The organism is Mycobacterium marseillense (assembly GCF_010731675.1).
Classification (GTDB): domain Bacteria; phylum Actinomycetota; class Actinomycetes; order Mycobacteriales; family Mycobacteriaceae; genus Mycobacterium; species Mycobacterium marseillense.
In genome coordinates this window covers 3,320,651-3,339,641 of the sequence record NZ_AP022584.1, presented here as the reverse complement: position 1 = coordinate 3,339,641, position 18,991 = coordinate 3,320,651, and the positions used below count along the sequence as shown (strand labels likewise).

Sequence of the window (18,991 nt, the reverse complement as noted above, 5' to 3'; positions counted from 1 at the left end):
AGGTCAGCGCTTGCCCGGGGGACGCGCCCCGCGGGCGATGCCCAGGCCTTTGACCGGCGGCTGCGGCGGCGCGTCGGCGCCGTCGGACTGCTTTGCCGGCTCCGCTTTCGGTGCCGGCTCGGCCTCGGCCTGGGCCTGTTCGGCGGGCTCAGCCTCGGCCTTAGGGACCTCGGCTTTCGGTGCCGCCTTCTTGGCGCCGGGTCGTTTGGCGCCCGCGGCGATGCCCAGGCCCTTCACGGGCGCGGCGGGCGCCGTGGGCTCGTCCTTGGCTTTCGGTTCCGCTTCCGCTTCCGCCTTGGGCGCTTCCGCCGTGGGGGCCTCGGCTTTCGGCGCCGCCTTCTTGGCGCCGGGTCGCTTGGCGCCCGCGGCCATGCCCAGACCCTTCACGGGCGCGGCGGGCGCCTTGGTTTCGGTCTCGGCCTCCGGCGCGGCCGCTTCGGCCTTGCCCTCCGCGGCCGGTGCCGCCTTCTTGGCGCCGGGCCGCTTGGCGCCGCCGGCGATGCCCAGGCCCTTGACCGGCGCTGCCGCCTCGGCCTTGCCCTCCGCGGCCGGTGCCGCCTTCTTCGCCCCGGGCCGCTTGGCGCCCCCGGCGATGCCCAGGCCCTTGACCGGGGCGGCGGGTGCGGCTGCGGCCTCAGACTTCGGGGCCGCCTCGGCGGGTGCCTCCTCGGCCTCCTCGGCGGGAGCCGTTGCCGTGGCCGTCGCGGCCTTGGGCGCCTCAGCCGCCCGCTTTTCGGCTTCCTTGGCGGCCGTGCCCTTTTCGGGCAGCGTCGCCTTGTCGTACTCGAGGGAGGCGAGCAGGATCTGGGCGACGTCGAGCACCTCGACGCCGGAGCGCCCGGCCTCCTCCTGCCGGTCGTTGACGCCGTCGGTGACCATCACGCGGCAGAACGGGCACGCGGTGGCGATGGTGGTGGCCCCGGTGGCCAGCGCCTCGTCGACGCGTTCGTGGTTGATCCGCTTGCCGATGTGCTCTTCCATCCACATCCGCGCGCCACCGGCGCCGCAGCAGAAGCTGCGCTCGGCGTGCCGCGGCATCTCGGTCAGGTTCGCCCCGGAGGTCCCGATCAGCTCACGCGGCGCCTCATAGACCTTGTTGTGCCGGCCCAGGTAGCAGGGATCGTGGTAGGTGATGTCCTGGGACACCGGCGTCACCGGCACCAGCTTGTTGTCCCGGGTCAGCCGGTTCAGCAACTGGGTGTGGTGCAACACGCTGTAGTTGGCGCCCAGCTGCCGGTATTCCTTGCCGAGGGTGTTGAAGCAGTGCGGGCAGGTCACCACGATCTTGCGGTCGACGGTCTCGGTGCCCTCGAACAGGCCGTCCAGGGTCTCGACGGCCTGGGCGGCCAGCTGCTGGAACAGGAACTCGTTGCCCGAGCGGCGCGCGGAGTCGCCGTTGCAGGACTCGCCGGTGCCCAGCACCAGGTACTTCACCCCGGCGATGGCCAGCAACTCGGCGACGGCCTTGGTGGTCTTCTTGGCCTTGTCGTCGTAGGCGCCGGCGCAACCGACCCAGAACAGGTACTCGTAGCCGTCGAAGCTGTCGACGTCCTCGCCGTAGACCGGCACGTCGAAGTCGACCTCGTCGATCCAGTTGGTGCGGTCCGACGCGTTCTGACCCCACGGGTTGCCCTTGGTCTCCAGGTTTTTGAACAGCACCGACAGTTCCGAGGGGAACTCGGACTCCATCATCACCTGGTAGCGGCGCATGTCGATGATGTGGTCGACGTGCTCGATGTCCACCGGGCACTGCTCGACGCAGGCGCCGCAGGACACGCAGGACCACAACACGTCGGGGTCGATGACGCCGCCCTGTTCCTCGGTGCCGACGAGCGGCCGGGTCGCCTGCTCCGGACCGGACCCCATGACGCGGCCGAACCCGGACTCGGGAACGTGGTGGGCCTCGGCGTGTTCTTCGCCGGACAGCTCCTCGCCGAGCCCGCCCGCCGGCGTGCTCTCGAGGGGGCTCTCCTTGTCACCCAGGATGTAGGGCGCCTTGGCCATCCAGTGATCGCGCAAATCCATGATGACGAGCTTGGGCGACAGCGGCTTGCCGGTGTTCCACGCCGGACACTGCGACTGGCAGCGGCCACACTCGGTACAGGTGGCGAAGTCCAGCATGGCCTTCCAGCTGAAGTCCTCGACCTTGCCGCGCCCGAATGTCGCGTCGTCGGGCGGGTTTTCGAAGTCGATCGGCTTGCCGTCGTGCTCGAGCGGCAGCAGCGGGCCCAGCCCGTCGGGCAGCCGCTTGAAGATGACGTTGATCGGCGCCGTGAAGATGTGCATGTGCTTGGAGTGCAGCACGATGATCAGGAACGCCAGCATGACTGCGATGTGCAGCAGCAGGGCCGTCGTTTCGATGATCTCGTTGGCGGGCTGGCCCAGCGGACGCAGAATGACGCCGAACAGTTGCGACAGGAAGGCGCCGTTGCCGTAAGGCAGCGTGCCGTTGTTGACCGCGGCTCCGCGCACGAACACGTAGGTGAAGACGACGTTGAAGATCATGAACAGCACCAGCCAGGCACCGCCGGTGTGGGAGCCGTAGAACCGGGATGACCGCCCGATCTCCTTCGGGCTGCGCATCAACCGGATGATGGCGAAGGTGACGATGCCCAGGAAGACGGCGGTCGCGAAGAAGTCCTGCAGGAACCCCAGCGCGTCCCACCGCCCGATGAACGGGATGTGGAAGTTGTCCTGGAAGAGCAGACCGTAGGCCTCGATATACACCGTGAGCAGGATGAAGAAGCCCCACATGGTGAAGAAGTGCGCCAGGCCGGGGATCGACCACTTCAACAGCTTGCGCTGCCCGAAGACCTCGGAGAGCTCGGCCCAGATTCGTTTGCCGGGTTCGTCGGTGTGCCCCGGGGACGGCTTGCCGGACGTGATCAGCTTGAACAGCCACAGGACCCGTCGTGCGGCGAGCGCGGCCACGACCAGCGTCATGCCCATGCCCACGACCAGCCTGATGAGCATCTGCGTTGTCACAGAAGGTCTCCCCAATGCATAGATAATTCGGCCTGTGCTTTATTTGCCTGCTTAAGCCCCGCTCATAGTTACATCTTCGCGGCTTTCGGCGCGAGAAAGGCTGCCCTAACTTGGGAGTCGTCGACGCCTCTGGCCTGCTAGTTGATACCCACTCGCCGGATGTGACGTTTGTCGGAGTGACCAGCGCCACCAAATTTCGCTAAATGACCCTTTTCCGGAGCCCTTTTCTGGGGCCGGGGCGCAATCGTTCGCGTCAGCGCCCGAATGGGGGCTGGAAGATCGGCGGCAAGGTCGGTCGTACCCGCGTCGTGGTTGTCGGTGCCGCGGTGGTGGTCGCCTGTGACGTCGTGGTGGGCGGCGCGGTGGTGGTCGTCGTGGTGGTCGGCGGGGGCGTCGTTGTCGTGGTCGACGGCTCCGGCGGCGGTGTCGTGGTGGTCGTGGCGGGCGGCGCCTCGCTGGACGGGGGTGGTGGAGCCGGAACCACGGTGACGGTGGTGCTGTCGTTGGGGCCGGTGATGGTCACCGTCTGCGGCGGTGGCGGTTGGGTCGGCGACGTCGGAGGGGCCGGGGTGGACTTCGTCATCAACAGGCCGATCGCCAGTGCCACGGCCACCAGCACCGCCACCCCCGCCCCGGCCACGGTCAACACCAGGGCCGTGCGCTTGTACCAGGGCAGCCCGCCCTGCGCCGGGTACTCGAATTCCCGTGCCTCGCTGGCGTATTCGCCGGTGGCATCGCGGCCGGTGTAGGGCACCGGTTCGTCGGAATCGGCGTCTTGCGACCACGCCAGGGCGTCGTCCACGTCGGTGGCCTGGGCCGCCCACGCGGCCTGGGTCACCCCGATCCCCGCGGTGCCCACCATTTCGGTCGGTGTCTCCACGGCGGCGGCCGCGGCGGTTTCAGCGCCCCCCGCTGCGTACTGCGCACCGAGCACCGCCGCGCCGAGCGCGGCCAGCGACGCCGGCTGCGCCGCGCTGCGGACCGGGACCCCGAAGCGCTGCGACAATCGCGCGGTGATCAGCGGGATGCTCGCGCCGCCCCCGGCGATCGCCACGGCGCGCAGGTTGGTGTTCGGAACTCCGTTGCGCCGCAACGTTTCTTGGAGAGTTGTGACAAACCGGTCCAGCGGCGGGGAGATCAGTTGCTCGAGCTCGGTCCGGGTCAGTTGAGCGGCTTCCCCGGACGCCCCCGCGACGGTGCTCACTGCGGCCGTCGTCAGTTGCTCCTTGGCGCGGCGGGATGCGGCGAGCAGGCGGGACTGCGAGCCCATCCGCGCGCTGCCGCCCAGGACGGCGGTGCTGACGTCGGAGGCCAGCAGGTGATCGACGATGAGCTGATCGATCGCGTCGCCGGAGAAATCGGTGTGCCGCACGGCCGGGCCGACGGGCGCGAAGCCGGCCTGGGCGTCCAGCGCCGTGACGGTGGTGCCGCCCGCGCCGAAGTCGCACAGCGCGACGACGCCGTCCGCCGGGAAACCCGGCGTGCCGCGCAGCGCCGCAACCGCGGCCGTGGCGTCGGAGACCAGCATCGGCGCGACCCCGCCACGCGCGAGGTCCGACTGGGCGAAGAACTCCTCGCGCAGCGCCGCGAACTGCTCGTCGGACCAGTAGGCGGGGACCGCGATGCTGATCGGTGTCCCGTAGCCGACCGTGCGGGCCATCGCCTCGATCGCCTCGACCGTCAGCGCCGCGCCGAGGTACTTGGTGCCGTCGGCCGCCACCAGCGGAGCCCGGTCGCCGACGCGCTCGACGAACCCGCGCAGTACCAGGCCGGGTGTGGTCAGGTTCGGGTTCTCTTCCGGCAGGCCAACTTCGGTGGGGCGGTGCTCGAACAGGGTCAGCACCGAGCTGCGGGTGACCGGAGCGCTGCCGGCGCGGGCCGCCACCAGGTTGGCCACCCCGATCGATAGCCCGAGCGACTGGCTCATGTCCGCACCCCTGTGTGTTGTCCCGTGGATTGCAGCGAGTCTAGGGCGCCGCCGGCGCCGCGTCGCCGCGCATGATCGGCCCGGCGCCGACTGCTAGCGAAGGCCCGGCGGCACCGTGATGACGGTCGGCACCTGCGGAATGGTGATCACCGGCGGCAGCTGTGGCAGATGGTGGCGATGCGTGGGTTGCTGCGTTTGTTGTCCAGTGGGCCGCTGCTGCGTCGGCTGCTGGGCCGGCGGTTGTTCTTCGGCGCTGCTGCTGGGCTCGGTGGTGGTCGTCGTGGTCGTCGGCGTGGTCGTCGTGGTTGTCGTCGTGGTGGTGCTCGTCGTCGACTTGGGCACGTGGCTGACGGACTGGTCGCCGTTGATGAGCTCGATGATGCCGAACACGATCAGCCCGATCAGGATGACGACGGAGATCAACCAGGCGACGAGCATCGCGGGCTTGCGGTACCAGGGCGTGGGCTCGGGTTCCTGGTCGAACGGGTCAAAGCCCGGGGGGTGCTCGAACCCGTGGGGCGGCTGGGGCGGGAAGTTCGGTGGCGGGACTTCACCGGTCGGCGGCTCGCTCACGTCGAAATCGGCATGCTGGGTCGGCCGGTTGTGGAAGTCATCGCGTGGACCGTTGGATGCCACGGGTCCGATGGTACTGACCGCACCTGCCAGTCCGCTGATGCCAACCCCTGAGGGGGTCGCGTGGCGTGGCTCAGCAGGGCCGGCGCGCTGGGTGCGTGCAGTTCCTCAGGGCCGCTCTCGTCGGTCGCCGATAAGGTGCCAAGCGCGGACCGCAGCCCACCGCTGGACTGTGGCGCTTAACACAATCGCTTGACCGTCCGGGCCGAATAGTGTTCTTCTACAATGAAATTCGATTGGCACGTCAACTTTGACTAATAAAAAAATTCGTGACAGGCTCGTTTTCCGCATCGAGATGTAAAGTCGAACGGCAGTCCCGCACCCAGCGTCGCGCCTGGGCAGATCTGTGACCAAGCCGAGCGGAATCGCGCGATACGCGAATACCTTGACCGTGCCAGCGACCACGCACCTGCCGTGACAGCAGGGACGCCGGTTATGACATCGGGCCCCTGAAGCGCGGCGAGCGAGCAGGAAATCCGAGCACAGGGCAGGGGGACGATCACGATGTCCGGCCGGCCCGCCGATGCGCCCCGGATTCGTCATCTCCGCTACCACGTTCGGCTCTGCTAGTGGCCACCGACGATTCGACATACCGCGAATGGTGGTCAGAGGCCGGCGATGACGCTCTGCCCGCGGCGAACCAGTGGCATCCCGAGGCGGGATCGCAAAACGGGACCGACCCGGCAAAGTGCACAGATGCGGCTCACGAGAAAGCGTCGCAGAGTGCCGTCGGCGCCGGCGCGGAGACGGGAAACCAACTGACGAGCGCCGTGGTCGTCATCGCGCTCGTCTCGGCGATCTCGGGCTTGCTCTACGGCTACAACACCGGTGTCATCTCCTGGGCCCTCTTGCAGCTCACCGAGGAGTTCAACATCGGCGCGGCCTGGAAGCAGGTGGTCGCCGCCAGCATCCTGTTCGGCGCCATCATCGGGGCTTTGGCGTGCAGCTGGCTTTCGGATCGGTTCGGCCGGCGCGGCACGCTGTTGATGCTGTCGGTGGTGTTCATCGTCGGTGCGGTGTGGTGCGCCGACGCGCCGGATGTCGTGGTGCTGTCGCTGGGAAGGCTGGTCCTGGGCTTCGCGGTCGGCGGGGCGACGCAGACGGCGCCGATGTATGTCGCCGAGCTCTCGCCGTCGGCCTACCGGGGGCGGTTGGTGCTGTGCTTCCAAATCGCCATCGGGGTGGGCATCCTCGCCGCTAACGTCGTCGGGGTCTTCGACTCGGTCTCCTGGCGGGGCCCGACCGGAATCGCGTGCGTACCCGCCGCGATCATGCTGTGGCTGTTGCTGCGGCTCCCGGAAAGTCCGCGCTGGCTGGTCAAGCAAGATGATCGAGACGCTGCACGAGCCGTGTTGGAGCGGGTCCGGCCCGACGGGTACGACGTGGGTGCCGAGCTGGACGAAGCGACCGAACTCGCGCGCATGGAACGCAAGGCCAGCACCCGCGGCTGGAGTGGGCTGCGCGACGCCTGGGTGCGCCCGGCCCTGGTTCTGGGTTGCGGCATCGCGGTGTTCACCCAGCTCAGCGGCATTGAGATGATCATCTACTACGCGCCGACCATCTTGACCGACGACGGCGTGTACCGGTCCGTGGCCCTGCTGGTGTCGGTGATGTTGGGTGCGACCTACGTGATCGCCCAACTGGTCGGGCTGGCCATTATCGACCGGGTCGGTCGGCGCCGGCTCACCCTCATCATGGTGCCGGGTGCGGCGATCAGCCTGTTCGCGCTCGGCCTGATCTTCGTCACCGCCGACAGCGGTCACGACGTGATCACCTACATCATGATCTGCCTGATCGCCTTCATGGTGTTCAATGCCGGCGGCCTGCAGCTGATGGGATGGCTGACCGGCTCGGAGACCTATCCGCTGGCGGTGCGACCGGAGGGCACCGCCGTGCATTCGGCGACGCTGTGGGGGACCAACCTACTCATCACGCTGACGCTGCTGTCGCTCATCAATGCGATCGGGGTCGGACCCTCGATGTGGCTCTACGCGTTGTTCAACGTGGCGGCGTGGATCTTCGTCTTCTTCCGCATGCCCGACCTCACCGGTAAAAGCCTGGAAGAAATCGAAAAGAACCTGGCCGAGGGGAAATTCCGGCCGTCTGACTTCGCACGCTGACGAATGTCTTTGCGCGGCGGGATTTTTCGGGCTGCTGTGCGACGCGGTCACACAACGGCCGTTGACTGGCCTCGAAGGGTCCGTTCGATCCGGTCCAGCAGTTCGCTCGGGTTGTCGTGGGCGCCGTCGTTCCAGGCGACGAGGGCGTTGAGCAGGTTGACGGGCTGAACAGTCAGCCGCAGGCCGAGCAACAGCGTCTTGGTGGCGTCCCCGCCGACCGCCACGGGCCAGTAAGTAACAGCGACTTGCAACGATTGAGCACCCCGTGGCAACGGGACTATTTGGGGTTCGATCGACACAACCAGCTCACGCCGGATTTGGGTCAGCTCGCTTCCACGGTCGACCAACCGCACGGTCAACACCGACGGGGTAATGCAGAGAAGGCAACGTCGCCACATGCGTACGACGCCGTACACGGTCAACGGGGTCACGCCAAGAAGGAGGAGGCCGGTAAATCGCAACCACGCTGGATTGCCCGGCTCGAATCCCAGAGCGACCGAGGCGATTCCTATCAGCGGAAGAAGCAATGTGGTGCTGTAGGCGCTGCCCTCGTACCAGGGAATGTAGCGGCAGACTATTTCACCACCGGTCCGGCTGACCGCGGCATGGAAAATCCGGCGCGGACCGATAAGGATGACTGCGCCGATCGCAGCGAGGGTGACAGACAAAGACCAACTAGCTCCGACCATCACGCCGATGACCGCCATTAGGCACGAGGCGCCACCGATGGAATGGCGCAGCGCCCGCCTCCGACGGTATTTCGCGGTGCCGTCGGCCATCAGTGACCGTCTCGTGTTGCGGTGACCGGGTCGGGGTGCCGGCCCGCAGACACTGAGCACGCCGCCGGCCCCCGTCTGGCGGTCACTGTGGATTGCCTCGAAGAATCCCTTCGACCCGGTCCAGCAGCTCGCTCGGGTTTTGGTGGGCACCGTCTTTCCAGGCCACCAGGGCGTTTAGCAGGTTGATCGGTTGAACGGTCAGATACATCCCGAGCATCACCGTGGCGGTCGTCTCGTTGCTGACATCAGCGGGCTGGTAGGCGATTTCGACCTGCAACCGCTCGGTACCAGCCGCCGCGTTCGAGACGAGCTTGGGCTCGATCGAACGGACGTGCTCGCGCCGGATGTCGGTCAACTCGCTGCCGCGCTCTGCTATTCGCACCGTCAACACCGACGGGGTGATACGAAGAAGTGATCGCCGCCAAATCCAAATGGCAACTACCACCAGTAAGGCAAAAATCGCGAGCAGGACGATCCCGCTGTACCAGAGCCAAACCGGATTACCGGGAGCACATCCTGCGGCGATAGCAACGGCACTCATCAGCGGAAAAAAAGTGCCGAAAACGTATGTGTTTCCCTCGAACCAAGGAATGTAGCGGCAGACAATCGCGTCCCCCGTCCGGCTGACCCCAGCGCCAAAAGTCCGGCGGCCGCTCCCATAAATGATGCCGACACCGCACGCAGCAATGCCGAGCCAGAGGTACCAAGCCGATCCAATCAGCGCGTTGATGCCGGCCAACAGACACAGGCCCCCACCAAAGGCGTAACGCAGTTTCGGCACGCGACGGCCTTTCGCTGTACTACTTGCCATCTGCAACGGTCCCTTGTTCGGTTCGCGGTACAGTGCCGCGGTAACGTGCGGGTGCCGGACCCGATCGAGCGGTCAGCCAGACACCTGATCCGTCCACTGGTGAGTCGTGTAACTCGGTCGTCGTGAGTTGCGCGATCAGGGTCTCCTGTTCGGCCGTGATGATCCGCGATCGTGACACGCTGTCGATGGTGCCGAGTTCATGCGCGATCTCCATCGCGAGCAACCCCACTAGGCCCGGACCCTCGGTGGCTGCGGCGAGTTCACGGCGCACCTCACGACAGGCCGGCACAGACTGCAGCTGCTGCTCACTCAGCATCCCGAACGCTTCGGCGGGATCCAAAGTGGCCTCGACGCGATGCATCGTCAACACTGCGTTAGCGCAGAACATGTCGATGCACGGGTCGTTGCGACAGGCCCACACACGGGCCCCGAGAGCCGAGTCGAGTGGTTCCCAACCTTGCGGTACTCCCACCTCCACCACAAAACCGACAAACCGGTCGACTGGGGACACCGAGATGCCAGATGCCTGCACGAACTCATCGAACCGCATTGAAAACGCCCCTACCCGAAGCCGAAGACCGATTCCACGCCGTGCACCGCGCTACCGACGGCATCCGCGACAGGTTGCCAGGCCAATTCGACACCCTTAGATGCCGCGTAGCCCGCAATACCTCCGATAGCAGCGCCGGCGACCAAGCCAAGTGCGGTGCCCGCCCCCGGAACGACCGAACCAAGCGCTGCACCGAACTCCGAACCAGCCACCGCGCCGCCTACCCAACCGCCAACTGCGAGACCGGCGGTGACACCTGCGCCCTCTCGAGTGACGGCCTCTGGCACCGAATTGCCGTCATGGATATCGGACATGACGGCGGGTACCGCGCTGGCGGCAGCAACCACCCCGCCGACGCGGGAGAATCCCTTCAGCTCGATGCCGCCGATCTTCGGATCCTCGAACCACTTCAACAAGCCCGGATCAGCCTTGCCGGGGCCGGTACCGGGGGACTCGGCGATCAACTTGGTCGTCGCCCCGCGCACACCGTCGGCGGTGCCACCGGCGATCGCGCCCGCGGCCCCGGTGAGCACCTCGCCCTTCGTCGGGGCCAACGCGGGCCCCGCGCCGGGCTGCTCGGCCGGCGCCGGGCCGGGACCTGCCGGGGTAGGTGTGAGGTCGTATCCGTCCGCGTGCAAGGTCCCCATTGCGTTCTGGAACGAGTTGGCGTAGCCGTTGCGGGTCGATTGCAGCTGGCCCAGCGCGGCTTTGGTGTCGCGGATCGCGTCGTCTTCGCGGCCGCTGATAAACGCATCCAGCGCGTGTCGGTCTTCCGCGGTGAGTGTGGGATCTTTTTCCAGCTCCACCGCTTGGCCGATGAAGCCGTCCAGCTGCTGCAACTGACTTTCTAGCGCCGCGATCTGTCCCGCCGCGGCCTTTTGCGCCTCGGCCAGGTTGGCAGCGATGTTTTCCAGGTCCGCACCGATCTTGGGCAGCTGCAAAGACTGCGCCCCAAGGGTTTTCGTGACTCGCTGCACTTCGTCGGTGCCGGTGATCGGATGATCCCCATTCTGATGGTTCCAGGCTGCGTCAAAGCGGCTACGGGCTTGGTCGAACGCATTGCTGGCCTCGGCAGTGCATCGGCCCGCCTTGAGAAACGCCTCCGCCAGCTGAGAAATCTGAAACGGGCTACCGGCCTGCAGGCTTTGGTTGACCGCCCACGGATCACCACCGGCTTCGGCGATCAGCGCCGCGACGCTGATGTAGCGGAGTTGCATGGAATCGTGAGGTCTTCTTGGTTAGGCCGGGCCTGAGCGAGCACCGGTAGCTGGTCGGCGACATCACGCGGAAGACCGATACCCGCCCCCGCCGCGCTGCCGACAAGGTTAGCGCCTAGAACGTGTTGACCTTGTCGATGCTCACGAACATGCCGTGCTTGGTCTGGTCGTTGGTGAAGCGGGTGCCGTCGGCGTTGGCGATAATCGTCCAGCCCTGGGCGGCGTAGGTCTGGTAGTCGATCTTGACGGTCGGGATGGCCCCCAGGTTGCCCAGCACCCACTGCACCTTGCCGCCGGTGGTGATGCTGACGCCGTTGGCGTGCTCACCGTCCTGCAGGGGGGAGTTGGTGAAGGGCGCCTCGCAGCCGACGGTGTCCTTGTTGATCTGGCAGCGGGTCACGCCGGATTTGGTCTCGATGAAGACGTAGCCGTTCTCGTCAGGCGGCAGCGGGATGGCGCCGGCCGGATTCGTGGGGCCCGTTGGCGCGGCCGGAGCCGTCGGGGCCGGAGCGGCGGTGGCCGACGGCGGCGCCGGCGTGGATCGGGGCGTGGGGAAGGACGGTTCGCCTGCGCCCGCCCCCGGCGAAGCCACCGGGCGGCCGCCGATGACCGAGCTGCAGCCCGACACCAGCCCGGAACCGGCGAACAGGGCCACGAGCAGCAGCGAACCACCGGCCAGGTTCCGCCGCGCATTATCCGATAACCGCACCCGCCGCTCCCCAGACGATTCGAATGGCGGCACTCAGGTTACTCACCCTCCGACGACAGTCGCTGCACTCGAGTGCCTATCGATGCGGCGCCGATGGTGAAGTTTTATCGCCGCGTGACCGACTCGCGGGGCGACTACGCGCCGCCACCGCTGCGTGGGTCGTCGGCGCCGCGGGCGGATATCCGGCCCCCGGGAACAACACGGGACCGCGGGCCGTTAACATGATCGACAAGTTGAGTGAACCAGACTCAAGACTAGGTTGACAGCCGATCGCCCTCAGGGGCAGGCTTGAGCGGGGTTCACTCAGCATAGTGGCACCAAGCAAGCTCTACACAATCAGGAGGAATCACTATGGCTCGTGCGGTCGGTATCGACCTCGGGACCACCAACTCCGTCGTCGCAGTCCTCGAGGGCGGTGACCCCGTCGTCGTCGCCAACTCCGAGGGCTCGCGGACTACCCCGTCCATTGTCGCGTTTGCGCGCAACGGCGAGGTGCTCGTTGGCCAGCCCGCCAAGAACCAGGCGGTCACCAACGTCGACCGCACCATCCGTTCGGTCAAGCGGCACATGGGCACCGACTGGTCCATCGAGATCGATGACAAGAAATACACCGCCCAGGAGATCAGCGCCCGCGTGCTGATGAAGCTGAAGCGTGACGCCGAGGCGTACCTGGGTGAGGACGTCACCGACGCGGTCGTCACCGTGCCGGCGTACTTCAACGACGCCCAGCGTCAGGCGACCAAGGAGGCCGGCCAGATCGCCGGCCTGAACGTGCTGCGCATCGTCAACGAGCCGACCGCGGCCGCACTGGCCTACGGCCTGGACAAGGGCGAGAAGGAGCAGACCATCCTGGTCTTCGACCTCGGTGGCGGTACGTTCGACGTGTCGTTGCTCGAGATCGGTGAGGGCGTGGTCGAGGTCCGCGCCACCAGCGGTGACAACCACCTTGGTGGGGACGACTGGGACGACCGGGTCGTCGAGTGGCTCGTCGACAAGTTCAAGGGCACCAGCGGAATTGACCTGACCAAGGACAAGATGGCGATGCAGCGGCTGCGTGAGGCCGCCGAGAAGGCCAAGATCGAGCTCTCGAGTTCGCAGAGCACCTCGATCAACCTGCCCTACATCACCGTCGACGCGGACAAGAACCCGCTGTTCCTCGACGAACAGCTCACCCGCGCCGAGTTCCAGCGCATCACACAGGATCTGCTTGACCGCACGCGTCAGCCGTTCCAGTCCGTGATCAAAGACGCCGGCATCTCGGTGTCCGAGATCGACCACGTGGTCCTGGTGGGTGGTTCCACCCGCATGCCCGCGGTCTCGGAACTGGTCAAGGAAATGACCGGCGGCAAGGAGCCCAACAAGGGCGTCAACCCCGACGAAGTTGTAGCGGTGGGAGCGGCTCTTCAGGCCGGCGTGCTGAAGGGCGAGGTGAAAGACGTTCTGCTGCTGGACGTTACGCCGCTGAGCTTGGGTATCGAGACCAAGGGTGGCGTGATGACCAAGCTCATCGAGCGCAACACCACGATCCCGACCAAGCGGTCGGAGACCTTCACCACGGCTGATGACAACCAGCCTTCGGTGCAGATCCAGGTGTACCAGGGTGAGCGCGAAATCGCCTCGCACAACAAGCTGCTCGGCTCCTTCGAGCTGACCGGCATCCCGCCGGCGCCGCGCGGAGTCCCGCAGATCGAGGTCACCTTCGACATCGACGCCAACGGCATCGTGCACGTCACGGCCAAGGACAAGGGCACCGGCAAGGAGAACACGATCAAAATCCAGGAGGGCTCCGGCCTGTCCAAGGAGGAGATCGACCGGATGATCAAGGACGCCGAGGCGCACGCCGAGGAGGACCGTCAGCGTCGCGAGGAGGCCGACGTCCGCAACCAGGCGGAATCGCTGGTCTACCAGACGGAGAAGTTCGTCGCTGAACAGAGGGGCGCAGCGTCCGAGTCCGGCGGGTCGAAGGTTCCCGAGGACACGCTGTCCAAGGTCGACGCCGCGATCGCCGAGGCCAAGACGGCCCTGGGCGGCACCGACATCACCGCGATCAAGTCGGCGATGGAGAAGCTGGGCCAGGAGTCGCAGGCACTCGGGCAGGCGATCTACGAGGCCACCCAGGCCGCCGGCGAGCAGGCCGACGCGACGGGCGGGCCGGCAGGCTCCGCTGACGACGTCGTGGACGCGGAGGTGGTCGACGATGACCGGGAGTCCAAGTGACAGAAGGAAATCCACAGGAACAGGTGACCGTCACCGACAAGCGGCGAATCGATCCTGAGACCGGTGAAGTACGGCAGGTCCCTCCCGGCGATACGCCGGGAGGGGCGGCGCCGGCCGCCGAGGCCGCGGTCCAGGGCGAGGGCAAACTCGCTGAGCTGACCGCCGACCTGCAACGCGTGCAGGCCGACTTCGCCAATTACCGCAAGCGGGCGCTGCGTGACCAGCAGGCCGCGGAGAACCGGGCCAAGGCCGCCGTCGTGAACCAATTGCTGGGCGTGCTCGACGATCTCGACCGCGCACGCAAGCACGGCGACCTGGAGTCGGGCCCGCTGAAGGCGGTGGCCGACAAGCTGGAAGGCGCGCTGACCGGGCTCGGCCTCACGGCTTTCGGCGAGGAGGGCGAAGACTTCGACCCGGTGCTGCACGAAGCCGTTCAGCACGAGGGCGATGGGTCCCGCCCGGTGATCGGCACCGTGATGCGGCAGGGCTACAAGCTCGGCGATCAAATCCTGCGCCACGCCATGGTCGGCGTCGTCGACACGGTCGACGACAACGGCGACGAATCGGCCGCGGCCGGTGAGACTGACGAAACCGCGCCGGTCGAATCGGACGATAACGCCGGCACACCCGGTGACTAGACCACACAATCAGCACACAACGCCAAAGGTGAGGGGGTGACGCGACATGGCCCAGCGTGAATGGGTCGAAAAAGACTTCTATAAGGAGCTGGGCGTCTCCTCTGACGCCAGTCCCGAAGAGATCAAACGCGCCTATCGCAAATTGGCGCGCGATCTGCACCCGGACGCCAACCCGGACAATCCCGCCGCCGGTGAACGGTTCAAAGCGGTGTCGGAGGCGCACAACGTGCTCTCCGATCCGGCCAAGCGCAAGGAATACGACGAAACCCGAAGGCTTTTCGCCGGCGGCGGTTTTGGCGGGCGCCGGTTCGATTCCGGCAACTTCGGTGGCTTCAACGTCGGCGGCGATGGGGCGGAATTCAACCTCAACGACCTGTTCGACGCCGCCGGCCGCAGTGGCGGCACCAACATCGGCGACCTGTTCGGCGGGTTGTTCGGGCGCGGCTCGAGCGCCCGTCCCAGCCGGCCGCGCCGCGGCAACGACCTCGAGACCGAAACCCAGTTGGAATTCGTCGAGGCCGCCAAGGGCGTGGCGATGCCGCTGCGGCTGACCAGCCCGGCGCCGTGCACCAACTGCCATGGCAGCGGGGCGCGGCCGGGCACGAGCCCGAAGGTCTGCCCCACCTGTAACGGTTCCGGCGTGATCAACCGCAACCAGGGCGCGTTCGGTTTCTCCGAGCCGTGCACCGATTGCCGGGGCAGCGGCTCGATCATCGAGCACCCCTGCGACGAATGCAAGGGCACCGGGGTCACCACGCGCACCCGCACCATCAACGTGCGCATCCCGCCCGGCGTCGAGGACGGACAGCGCATCCGGCTGCCCGGCCAGGGTGAAGCCGGCCTGCGCGGGGCGCCGTCGGGCGACTTGTACGTGACGGTGCATGTGCGCCCGGACAAGGTGTTCGGGCGCGACGGCGATGACCTGACCGTCACCGTCCCCGTCAGCTTCACCGAATTGGCTTTGGGCTCAACCATTTCGGTGCCCACACTGGATGGCAAAGTCGGTGTCAGGGTGCCCAAGGGCACTTCCGACGGCCGCATCCTGCGGGTGCGCGGACGCGGTGTGCCCAAGCGCAGCGGCGGCAACGGGGACCTGTTGGTCACCGTAAAGGTCGCCGTGCCACCGAATCTGGAGGGCGAGGCTCAGGAGGCGCTGGAGGCGTATGCCGCCGCCGAGCGCTCCAGCGGGTTTGACCCTCGGGCCGGATGGGCGGGCAATCGCTGATGGCCAAGAGTCGTAAAGAGGATGCCCGAACGTTCCTGATCTCGGTCGCCGCGGAGCTGGCCGGCATGCACGCCCAGACGCTGCGCACCTACGACCGCCTCGGCCTGGTGAGCCCGCGCCGCACTTCCGGTGGGGGACGCCGCTATTCGGAGCACGACGTCGACCTGCTGCGCGAGGTGCAACGGCTCTCGCAGGACGAGGGGGTCAACCTCGCCGGGATCAAGCGCATCATCGAGCTGACCAATCAGGTCGATGCGCTGCAGGCGCGGATCAAAGAGTTGAGTGAGGAGTTGGCTCAGACGCGTGCCAGCCAGCGCCGCGACGTGGCGGTGGTGCCCAAGAGCACCGCGCTGGTGGTGTGGCAGCCGCGCCGGGGACGCTGATTCCCGCTCGGTTTCACTTGCGCCCCAAGGGTTCCTGTCTCCGGGGGGATGCAAAGGTCGCAAAAGCGCTAGCGCATGTGCTAGCGCTTTTCGCATTCACCTAATAGCCACCAGACAGCGACTGCAGTGACGAATGTGGTCACTGTGATCGCACCCGGATCGAAAACTGCGTCTCCGCCGGCTCGCCCGGCGAAGCGCAGCGATAGCCGCCGCGGCGCAGCGCGTCGGTCGGCGCGGCCATCGGCTCGAAGCACACGATGGCCTTGCCGGGATCATCGACCGGCGGTGCGAAGATCTGTGCCGCCGGGTAGCCGCGCTCGAAATGCACCTCGATACGGCGCCCGCCCCCCGACACCGCGAAGACGGCGCCGCCGGCTACCTGGTCGTAGGCGTCGTCAAAGGTCTTGTCGCGCAGCGCCTCTTTGCGCGCCGGCTGCGGCTCCGAGTCGCCGTTGGGCAGGCCCTTGTCGTCGAGGCCCAGGTGCCGCAGCGCCGGCGTCTCGATGACCCAGTCGCCGCGAGGGACACCCGGCAGCTGCAGGTAGGGGTGAAAGCCGAAGCACAGCGGCACCGCCGCGTCGCCGGTGGCGGCGACCGTGGTCTGCACCGTCAGGGTCCGCTCCGCCAGTCGCGCGGTCACCGTCAGCAGATGCGGATACGGGAAGCTGGCCAGCAGGTGGGGATCGGCGCCGAAATCCAGTTGGGCGGTCAGCTCGTTGGCAGACTCGTCAACCACGTGCCAGCCGGGGTAGGCGGCCAGCACGCCGTGGATGGGCAGCCCATTGGGGTCGGCGCGCACCCCGTTGTCTCCCGGTGTCAGGTCCACCGCCGCGCCCTGCGCGGTATAGGTGTTCTCGCCCAACCGGTTTGCCCACGGATACAGGATGGGGATCCCCATCGTCTTGCCGTCACTGATGTAGGCGTCCAGGCCCCGACGCTGGCCGAGCAACTCCGCGCCGGCGTCGCGCAGCGACGTGCCGATCATCCCGGCGTCGGGAACGAACTGGGCAACCAGTTGCGACGAAGGATCCCGCAGGGTGACGACGTGCATGGCTACCTCCAGAGCGGATCGTGCTGAATGCGTTCGGGCGGAGCGCCTTTGGCGAGCAGCGCGGACTTGGTGGCGCTGACCATCGCCGGCCCGCCGCAGATCAGGATTTGCCGGTCGCCCCAGCCGCCGTACTTGGTCACCACGTCGGGCAGCCGGCCGATCTGGTGCACGTGCAGGCCTCGCGGCGGGGTGACGTCGGGATAGTCGGCGGCCCAGGCGGGGTCGGCGCTGTACTCCGAGACCGGCGAGACCGACAGCCACGGATTGTGCGACGCGACCTGCCACAAGGTGGGCAGGTCGTAGAGTTCGCAGCGGTAGCGCGCGCCGAAGAACAGATGTATCCGCGGGTTCACCGCGTAGCGGGACAGGTCCATGATGAGCGTCCGCAGCGGCGCCAGACCCGTGCTGCCGGCGACCATCAGCACGTCGCCGCCCTCGCGGTCGACGCCCAGGCCGCCGTGCGGGCTGGACAGTCGCCACCGGTCGCCGGGCCGGGTTTCGTTGACGATCGCGGTGCTGACCAGGCCGCCGGGCACCTGGCGCACGTGGAACTCGATCCCGCCGCCCGGATCGGCCGGGATGGCGGGGCTCAGATACCGCCAGCGGCGCGGGCATTGCGGCACATGGGCGTTGACGTATTGCCCGGGGTGGTAGTGCATCGGCTGATCGAGCTGCAGCCGAACGACCGCCAGGTCCCGTGACACCCGCAGGTGCTCGATGACGGTGCCGTCCCACCAGGCGGGTCCCTCCTCGGCGTCCGCGGCGCCGCTCATCACCCCGGTGATCAGGTGCAGCGACTGCCGGGCCGCATCGTCGACGGCGCCGGTCCAGGCCGCACCCAGATGGGAGCGCAGCGTCGCGAGCAACGCGCGGCCCAGGGTGTCGTAGTGGTGCGGCAGCACACCGTATTTGCGATGGTCCCGTCCGAGCTGGGCCAGAAACGCCACCGGCTCCTGCGCGCGCCGCGCGACCAGTTCGCCGTACACCCAGTGCAGGGCATGACCGAAAGCCGCGCGCTGGGCGCTCATTTCGGGTGGGAAAAGATCGCGCACCGAGGCGTCGAGGTTGAACCAATGGGTGTAGAAGCGGTGCACGAGGTCGCCGGAATCACCCTGGGAGCCCGCGCGGCCCGCGCCGTCCGGGTCGAAGGCGTCGCGCAGCACGGCCAGCGCTTGGACGTCCTCGAGGCTCACGGGCCCCGATTCTAGGCTCGGACTCCGTGGATTCAGCCTTGCCGGACGACGTTGGCGGTCCCGGCGTTGACGACCTTGGGTGAACCCCAGTGATAGACAACGACATTGCCGGTTCCCGATGCGCTCAGCGCGTCCGTGCTGTCGACCGCGACGCGATTGTTGTTGCCGGAGACGGTGACGCTGGTGCAGTGGCCGGTGAGGGTGATCGTGTTGTTTTTTCCGCTCACTGACAGATAGCCGGCGTGACAGGGCAGCGTCTTGGTCGTGCCGGCGCCGCTGACCTGCAGCGTCCCGGCGTCGGGCACTTCACTCGGCTGGCTGCCGTGGGCGAGGTCGGTATGCAATCCGACCGAGACAAGGCCGGCGACCGCCAGTCCAGCGGCCAGGGCGGCCAGCCATAAGCCGGTGTGTTGGCGCGGGGCTTTTGCGAGGTCGGCGGCCTGGTCGGGGTGTTGCATCGTCTGCGTCATCGCTACGGGGGTACCCCGTCGGGGGTATTGCCCAAAACTCGATAGAGTTGAGCGGAACACACTCAACCTTGACGACGTTGAAC

General features: G+C 67.2%; 16 protein-coding genes. 5 read left to right on the top strand and 11 right to left on the bottom strand.

What is annotated here, in order from left to right; translation table 11 throughout:
- Nucleotides 1–3: 3 nt before the first annotated feature.
- The 3 genes from G6N26_RS15345 to G6N26_RS15335 form a co-directional block, all read right to left on the bottom strand.
- Nucleotides 4–2,985: a heterodisulfide reductase-related iron-sulfur binding cluster gene (locus G6N26_RS15345; RefSeq protein WP_167386429.1), complete on the bottom strand. Its 2,982-nt coding sequence runs from the start codon at nucleotides 2,983–2,985 to the stop codon at nucleotides 4–6.
- A gap of 253 nt (nucleotides 2,986–3,238) precedes the next feature.
- Nucleotides 3,239–4,912, bottom strand: a complete 1,674-nt coding sequence (locus G6N26_RS15340; RefSeq protein ID WP_083019152.1) for an Hsp70 family protein — start codon at nucleotides 4,910–4,912, stop codon at nucleotides 3,239–3,241.
- Between the two features lie 93 nt (nucleotides 4,913–5,005).
- Entirely contained in the window at nucleotides 5,006–5,548 is a 543-nt protein-coding gene (locus G6N26_RS15335; RefSeq protein WP_083019150.1) for a hypothetical protein, read from the bottom strand.
- A gap of 566 nt (nucleotides 5,549–6,114) precedes the next feature.
- Between G6N26_RS15335 and G6N26_RS15330 the strand changes: the two genes are divergently transcribed.
- Nucleotides 6,115–7,665 carry a sugar porter family MFS transporter gene (locus tag G6N26_RS15330; RefSeq protein WP_232067462.1) on the top strand — a complete coding sequence of 517 codons (1,551 nt, stop codon included), beginning with the start codon at nucleotides 6,115–6,117 and terminating at the stop codon, nucleotides 7,663–7,665.
- Between the two features lie 47 nt (nucleotides 7,666–7,712).
- Here the strand turns inward: G6N26_RS15330 and G6N26_RS15325 are convergent, their stop codons facing one another.
- The 5 genes from G6N26_RS15325 to G6N26_RS15305 form a co-directional block, all read right to left on the bottom strand.
- A complete protein-coding gene (locus G6N26_RS15325) occupies nucleotides 7,713–8,444 on the bottom strand; it encodes a hypothetical protein (RefSeq protein ID WP_083019149.1) in 732 nt (243 codons plus the stop codon).
- A gap of 82 nt (nucleotides 8,445–8,526) precedes the next feature.
- On the bottom strand, nucleotides 8,527–9,255 hold the full coding sequence (locus tag G6N26_RS15320; protein ID WP_083019147.1) for a hypothetical protein: 729 nt from the start codon (nucleotides 9,253–9,255) through the stop codon (nucleotides 8,527–8,529).
- A complete protein-coding gene (locus G6N26_RS15315; protein ID WP_232067461.1) occupies nucleotides 9,245–9,805 on the bottom strand; it encodes an LpqN/LpqT family lipoprotein in 561 nt (186 codons plus the stop codon). The genes G6N26_RS15320 and G6N26_RS15315 overlap by 11 nt, the downstream gene beginning before the upstream one ends.
- Before the next feature lie 11 nt (nucleotides 9,806–9,816).
- Complete coding sequence (locus tag G6N26_RS15310) at nucleotides 9,817–11,022, bottom strand: putative alpha/beta hydrolase (RefSeq protein WP_067171873.1); 1,206 nt, start codon at nucleotides 11,020–11,022, stop codon at nucleotides 9,817–9,819.
- A 115-nt stretch (nucleotides 11,023–11,137) separates the two neighbouring features.
- Nucleotides 11,138–11,731, bottom strand: coding sequence for a hypothetical protein (locus G6N26_RS15305; protein WP_067171875.1), 594 nt, complete (start codon nucleotides 11,729–11,731; stop codon nucleotides 11,138–11,140).
- Nucleotides 11,732–12,082: 351 nt separating this feature from the next.
- On the opposite strand from G6N26_RS15305, the gene dnaK reads away from it, so the two are divergent.
- Genes dnaK through G6N26_RS15285 form a run of 4 tightly spaced genes read left to right on the top strand, consistent with a single transcriptional unit; the run spans nucleotide 12,083 to nucleotide 16,194 of the window.
- Nucleotides 12,083–13,948: a molecular chaperone DnaK gene (dnaK, locus tag G6N26_RS15300; protein WP_083019145.1), complete on the top strand. Its 1,866-nt coding sequence runs from the start codon at nucleotides 12,083–12,085 to the stop codon at nucleotides 13,946–13,948.
- Nucleotides 13,945–14,586 (top strand): nucleotide exchange factor GrpE, encoded by a 642-nt coding sequence (gene grpE, locus G6N26_RS15295; protein ID WP_067171879.1) that lies wholly within the window; start codon nucleotides 13,945–13,947, stop codon nucleotides 14,584–14,586. Before dnaK ends, grpE begins: the two co-directional genes overlap by 4 nt.
- A 46-nt stretch (nucleotides 14,587–14,632) precedes the next feature.
- On the top strand, nucleotides 14,633–15,811 hold the full coding sequence (dnaJ, locus tag G6N26_RS15290) for a molecular chaperone DnaJ (protein WP_067171881.1): 1,179 nt from the start codon (nucleotides 14,633–14,635) through the stop codon (nucleotides 15,809–15,811).
- Complete coding sequence (locus G6N26_RS15285) at nucleotides 15,811–16,194, top strand: heat shock protein transcriptional repressor HspR (RefSeq protein WP_067171905.1); 384 nt, start codon at nucleotides 15,811–15,813, stop codon at nucleotides 16,192–16,194. Before dnaJ ends, G6N26_RS15285 begins: the two co-directional genes overlap by 1 nt.
- Nucleotides 16,195–16,333: 139 nt before the next feature.
- On the opposite strand, the gene G6N26_RS15280 is transcribed toward G6N26_RS15285, so the two are convergent.
- From G6N26_RS15280 to G6N26_RS15270, 3 genes are read right to left on the bottom strand one after another with little or no spacing between them, the layout of a single operon-like run.
- Nucleotides 16,334–17,245 carry an aldose 1-epimerase gene (locus tag G6N26_RS15280; RefSeq protein ID WP_067171883.1) on the bottom strand — a complete coding sequence of 304 codons (912 nt, stop codon included), beginning with the start codon at nucleotides 17,243–17,245 and terminating at the stop codon, nucleotides 16,334–16,336.
- Nucleotides 17,246–17,247: 2 nt separating this feature from the next.
- The gene (locus G6N26_RS15275) at nucleotides 17,248–18,438 is read right to left on the bottom strand and encodes an FAD-binding oxidoreductase (RefSeq protein ID WP_067171885.1); all 1,191 of its coding nucleotides are present in this window, start codon (nucleotides 18,436–18,438) and stop codon (nucleotides 17,248–17,250) included.
- Nucleotides 18,439–18,470: 32 nt separating this feature from the next.
- Nucleotides 18,471–18,908 (bottom strand): DUF3060 domain-containing protein, encoded by a 438-nt coding sequence (locus tag G6N26_RS15270; RefSeq protein WP_225323440.1) that lies wholly within the window; start codon nucleotides 18,906–18,908, stop codon nucleotides 18,471–18,473.
- Nucleotides 18,909–18,991 lie beyond the last annotated feature (83 nt).

What these genes read in the sequence shown, in the direction of transcription:
- G6N26_RS15320 (WP_083019147.1), bottom strand. Translation starts at nt 9,255, where the DNA reads ATGGCAAGTAGTACAGCGAAAGGCCGTCGCGTGCCGAAACTGCGTTAC.
- G6N26_RS15280 (WP_067171883.1), bottom strand. Translation starts at nt 17,245, where the DNA reads ATGCACGTCGTCACCCTGCGGGATCCTTCGTCGCAACTGGTTGCCCAG.
- G6N26_RS15310 (WP_067171873.1), bottom strand. Translation starts at nt 11,022, where the DNA reads ATGCAACTCCGCTACATCAGCGTCGCGGCGCTGATCGCCGAAGCCGGT.
- G6N26_RS15325 (WP_083019149.1), bottom strand. Translation starts at nt 8,444, where the DNA reads ATGGCCGACGGCACCGCGAAATACCGTCGGAGGCGGGCGCTGCGCCAT.
- G6N26_RS15270 (WP_225323440.1), bottom strand. Translation starts at nt 18,908, where the DNA reads ATGACGCAGACGATGCAACACCCCGACCAGGCCGCCGACCTCGCAAAA.
- G6N26_RS15315 (WP_232067461.1), bottom strand. Translation starts at nt 9,805, where the DNA reads ATGCGGTTCGATGAGTTCGTGCAGGCATCTGGCATCTCGGTGTCCCCA.
- dnaK (WP_083019145.1), top strand. Translation starts at nt 12,083, where the DNA reads ATGGCTCGTGCGGTCGGTATCGACCTCGGGACCACCAACTCCGTCGTC.
- G6N26_RS15285 (WP_067171905.1), top strand. Translation starts at nt 15,811, where the DNA reads ATGGCCAAGAGTCGTAAAGAGGATGCCCGAACGTTCCTGATCTCGGTC.
- dnaJ (WP_067171881.1), top strand. Translation starts at nt 14,633, where the DNA reads ATGGCCCAGCGTGAATGGGTCGAAAAAGACTTCTATAAGGAGCTGGGC.
- G6N26_RS15340 (WP_083019152.1), bottom strand. Translation starts at nt 4,912, where the DNA reads ATGAGCCAGTCGCTCGGGCTATCGATCGGGGTGGCCAACCTGGTGGCG.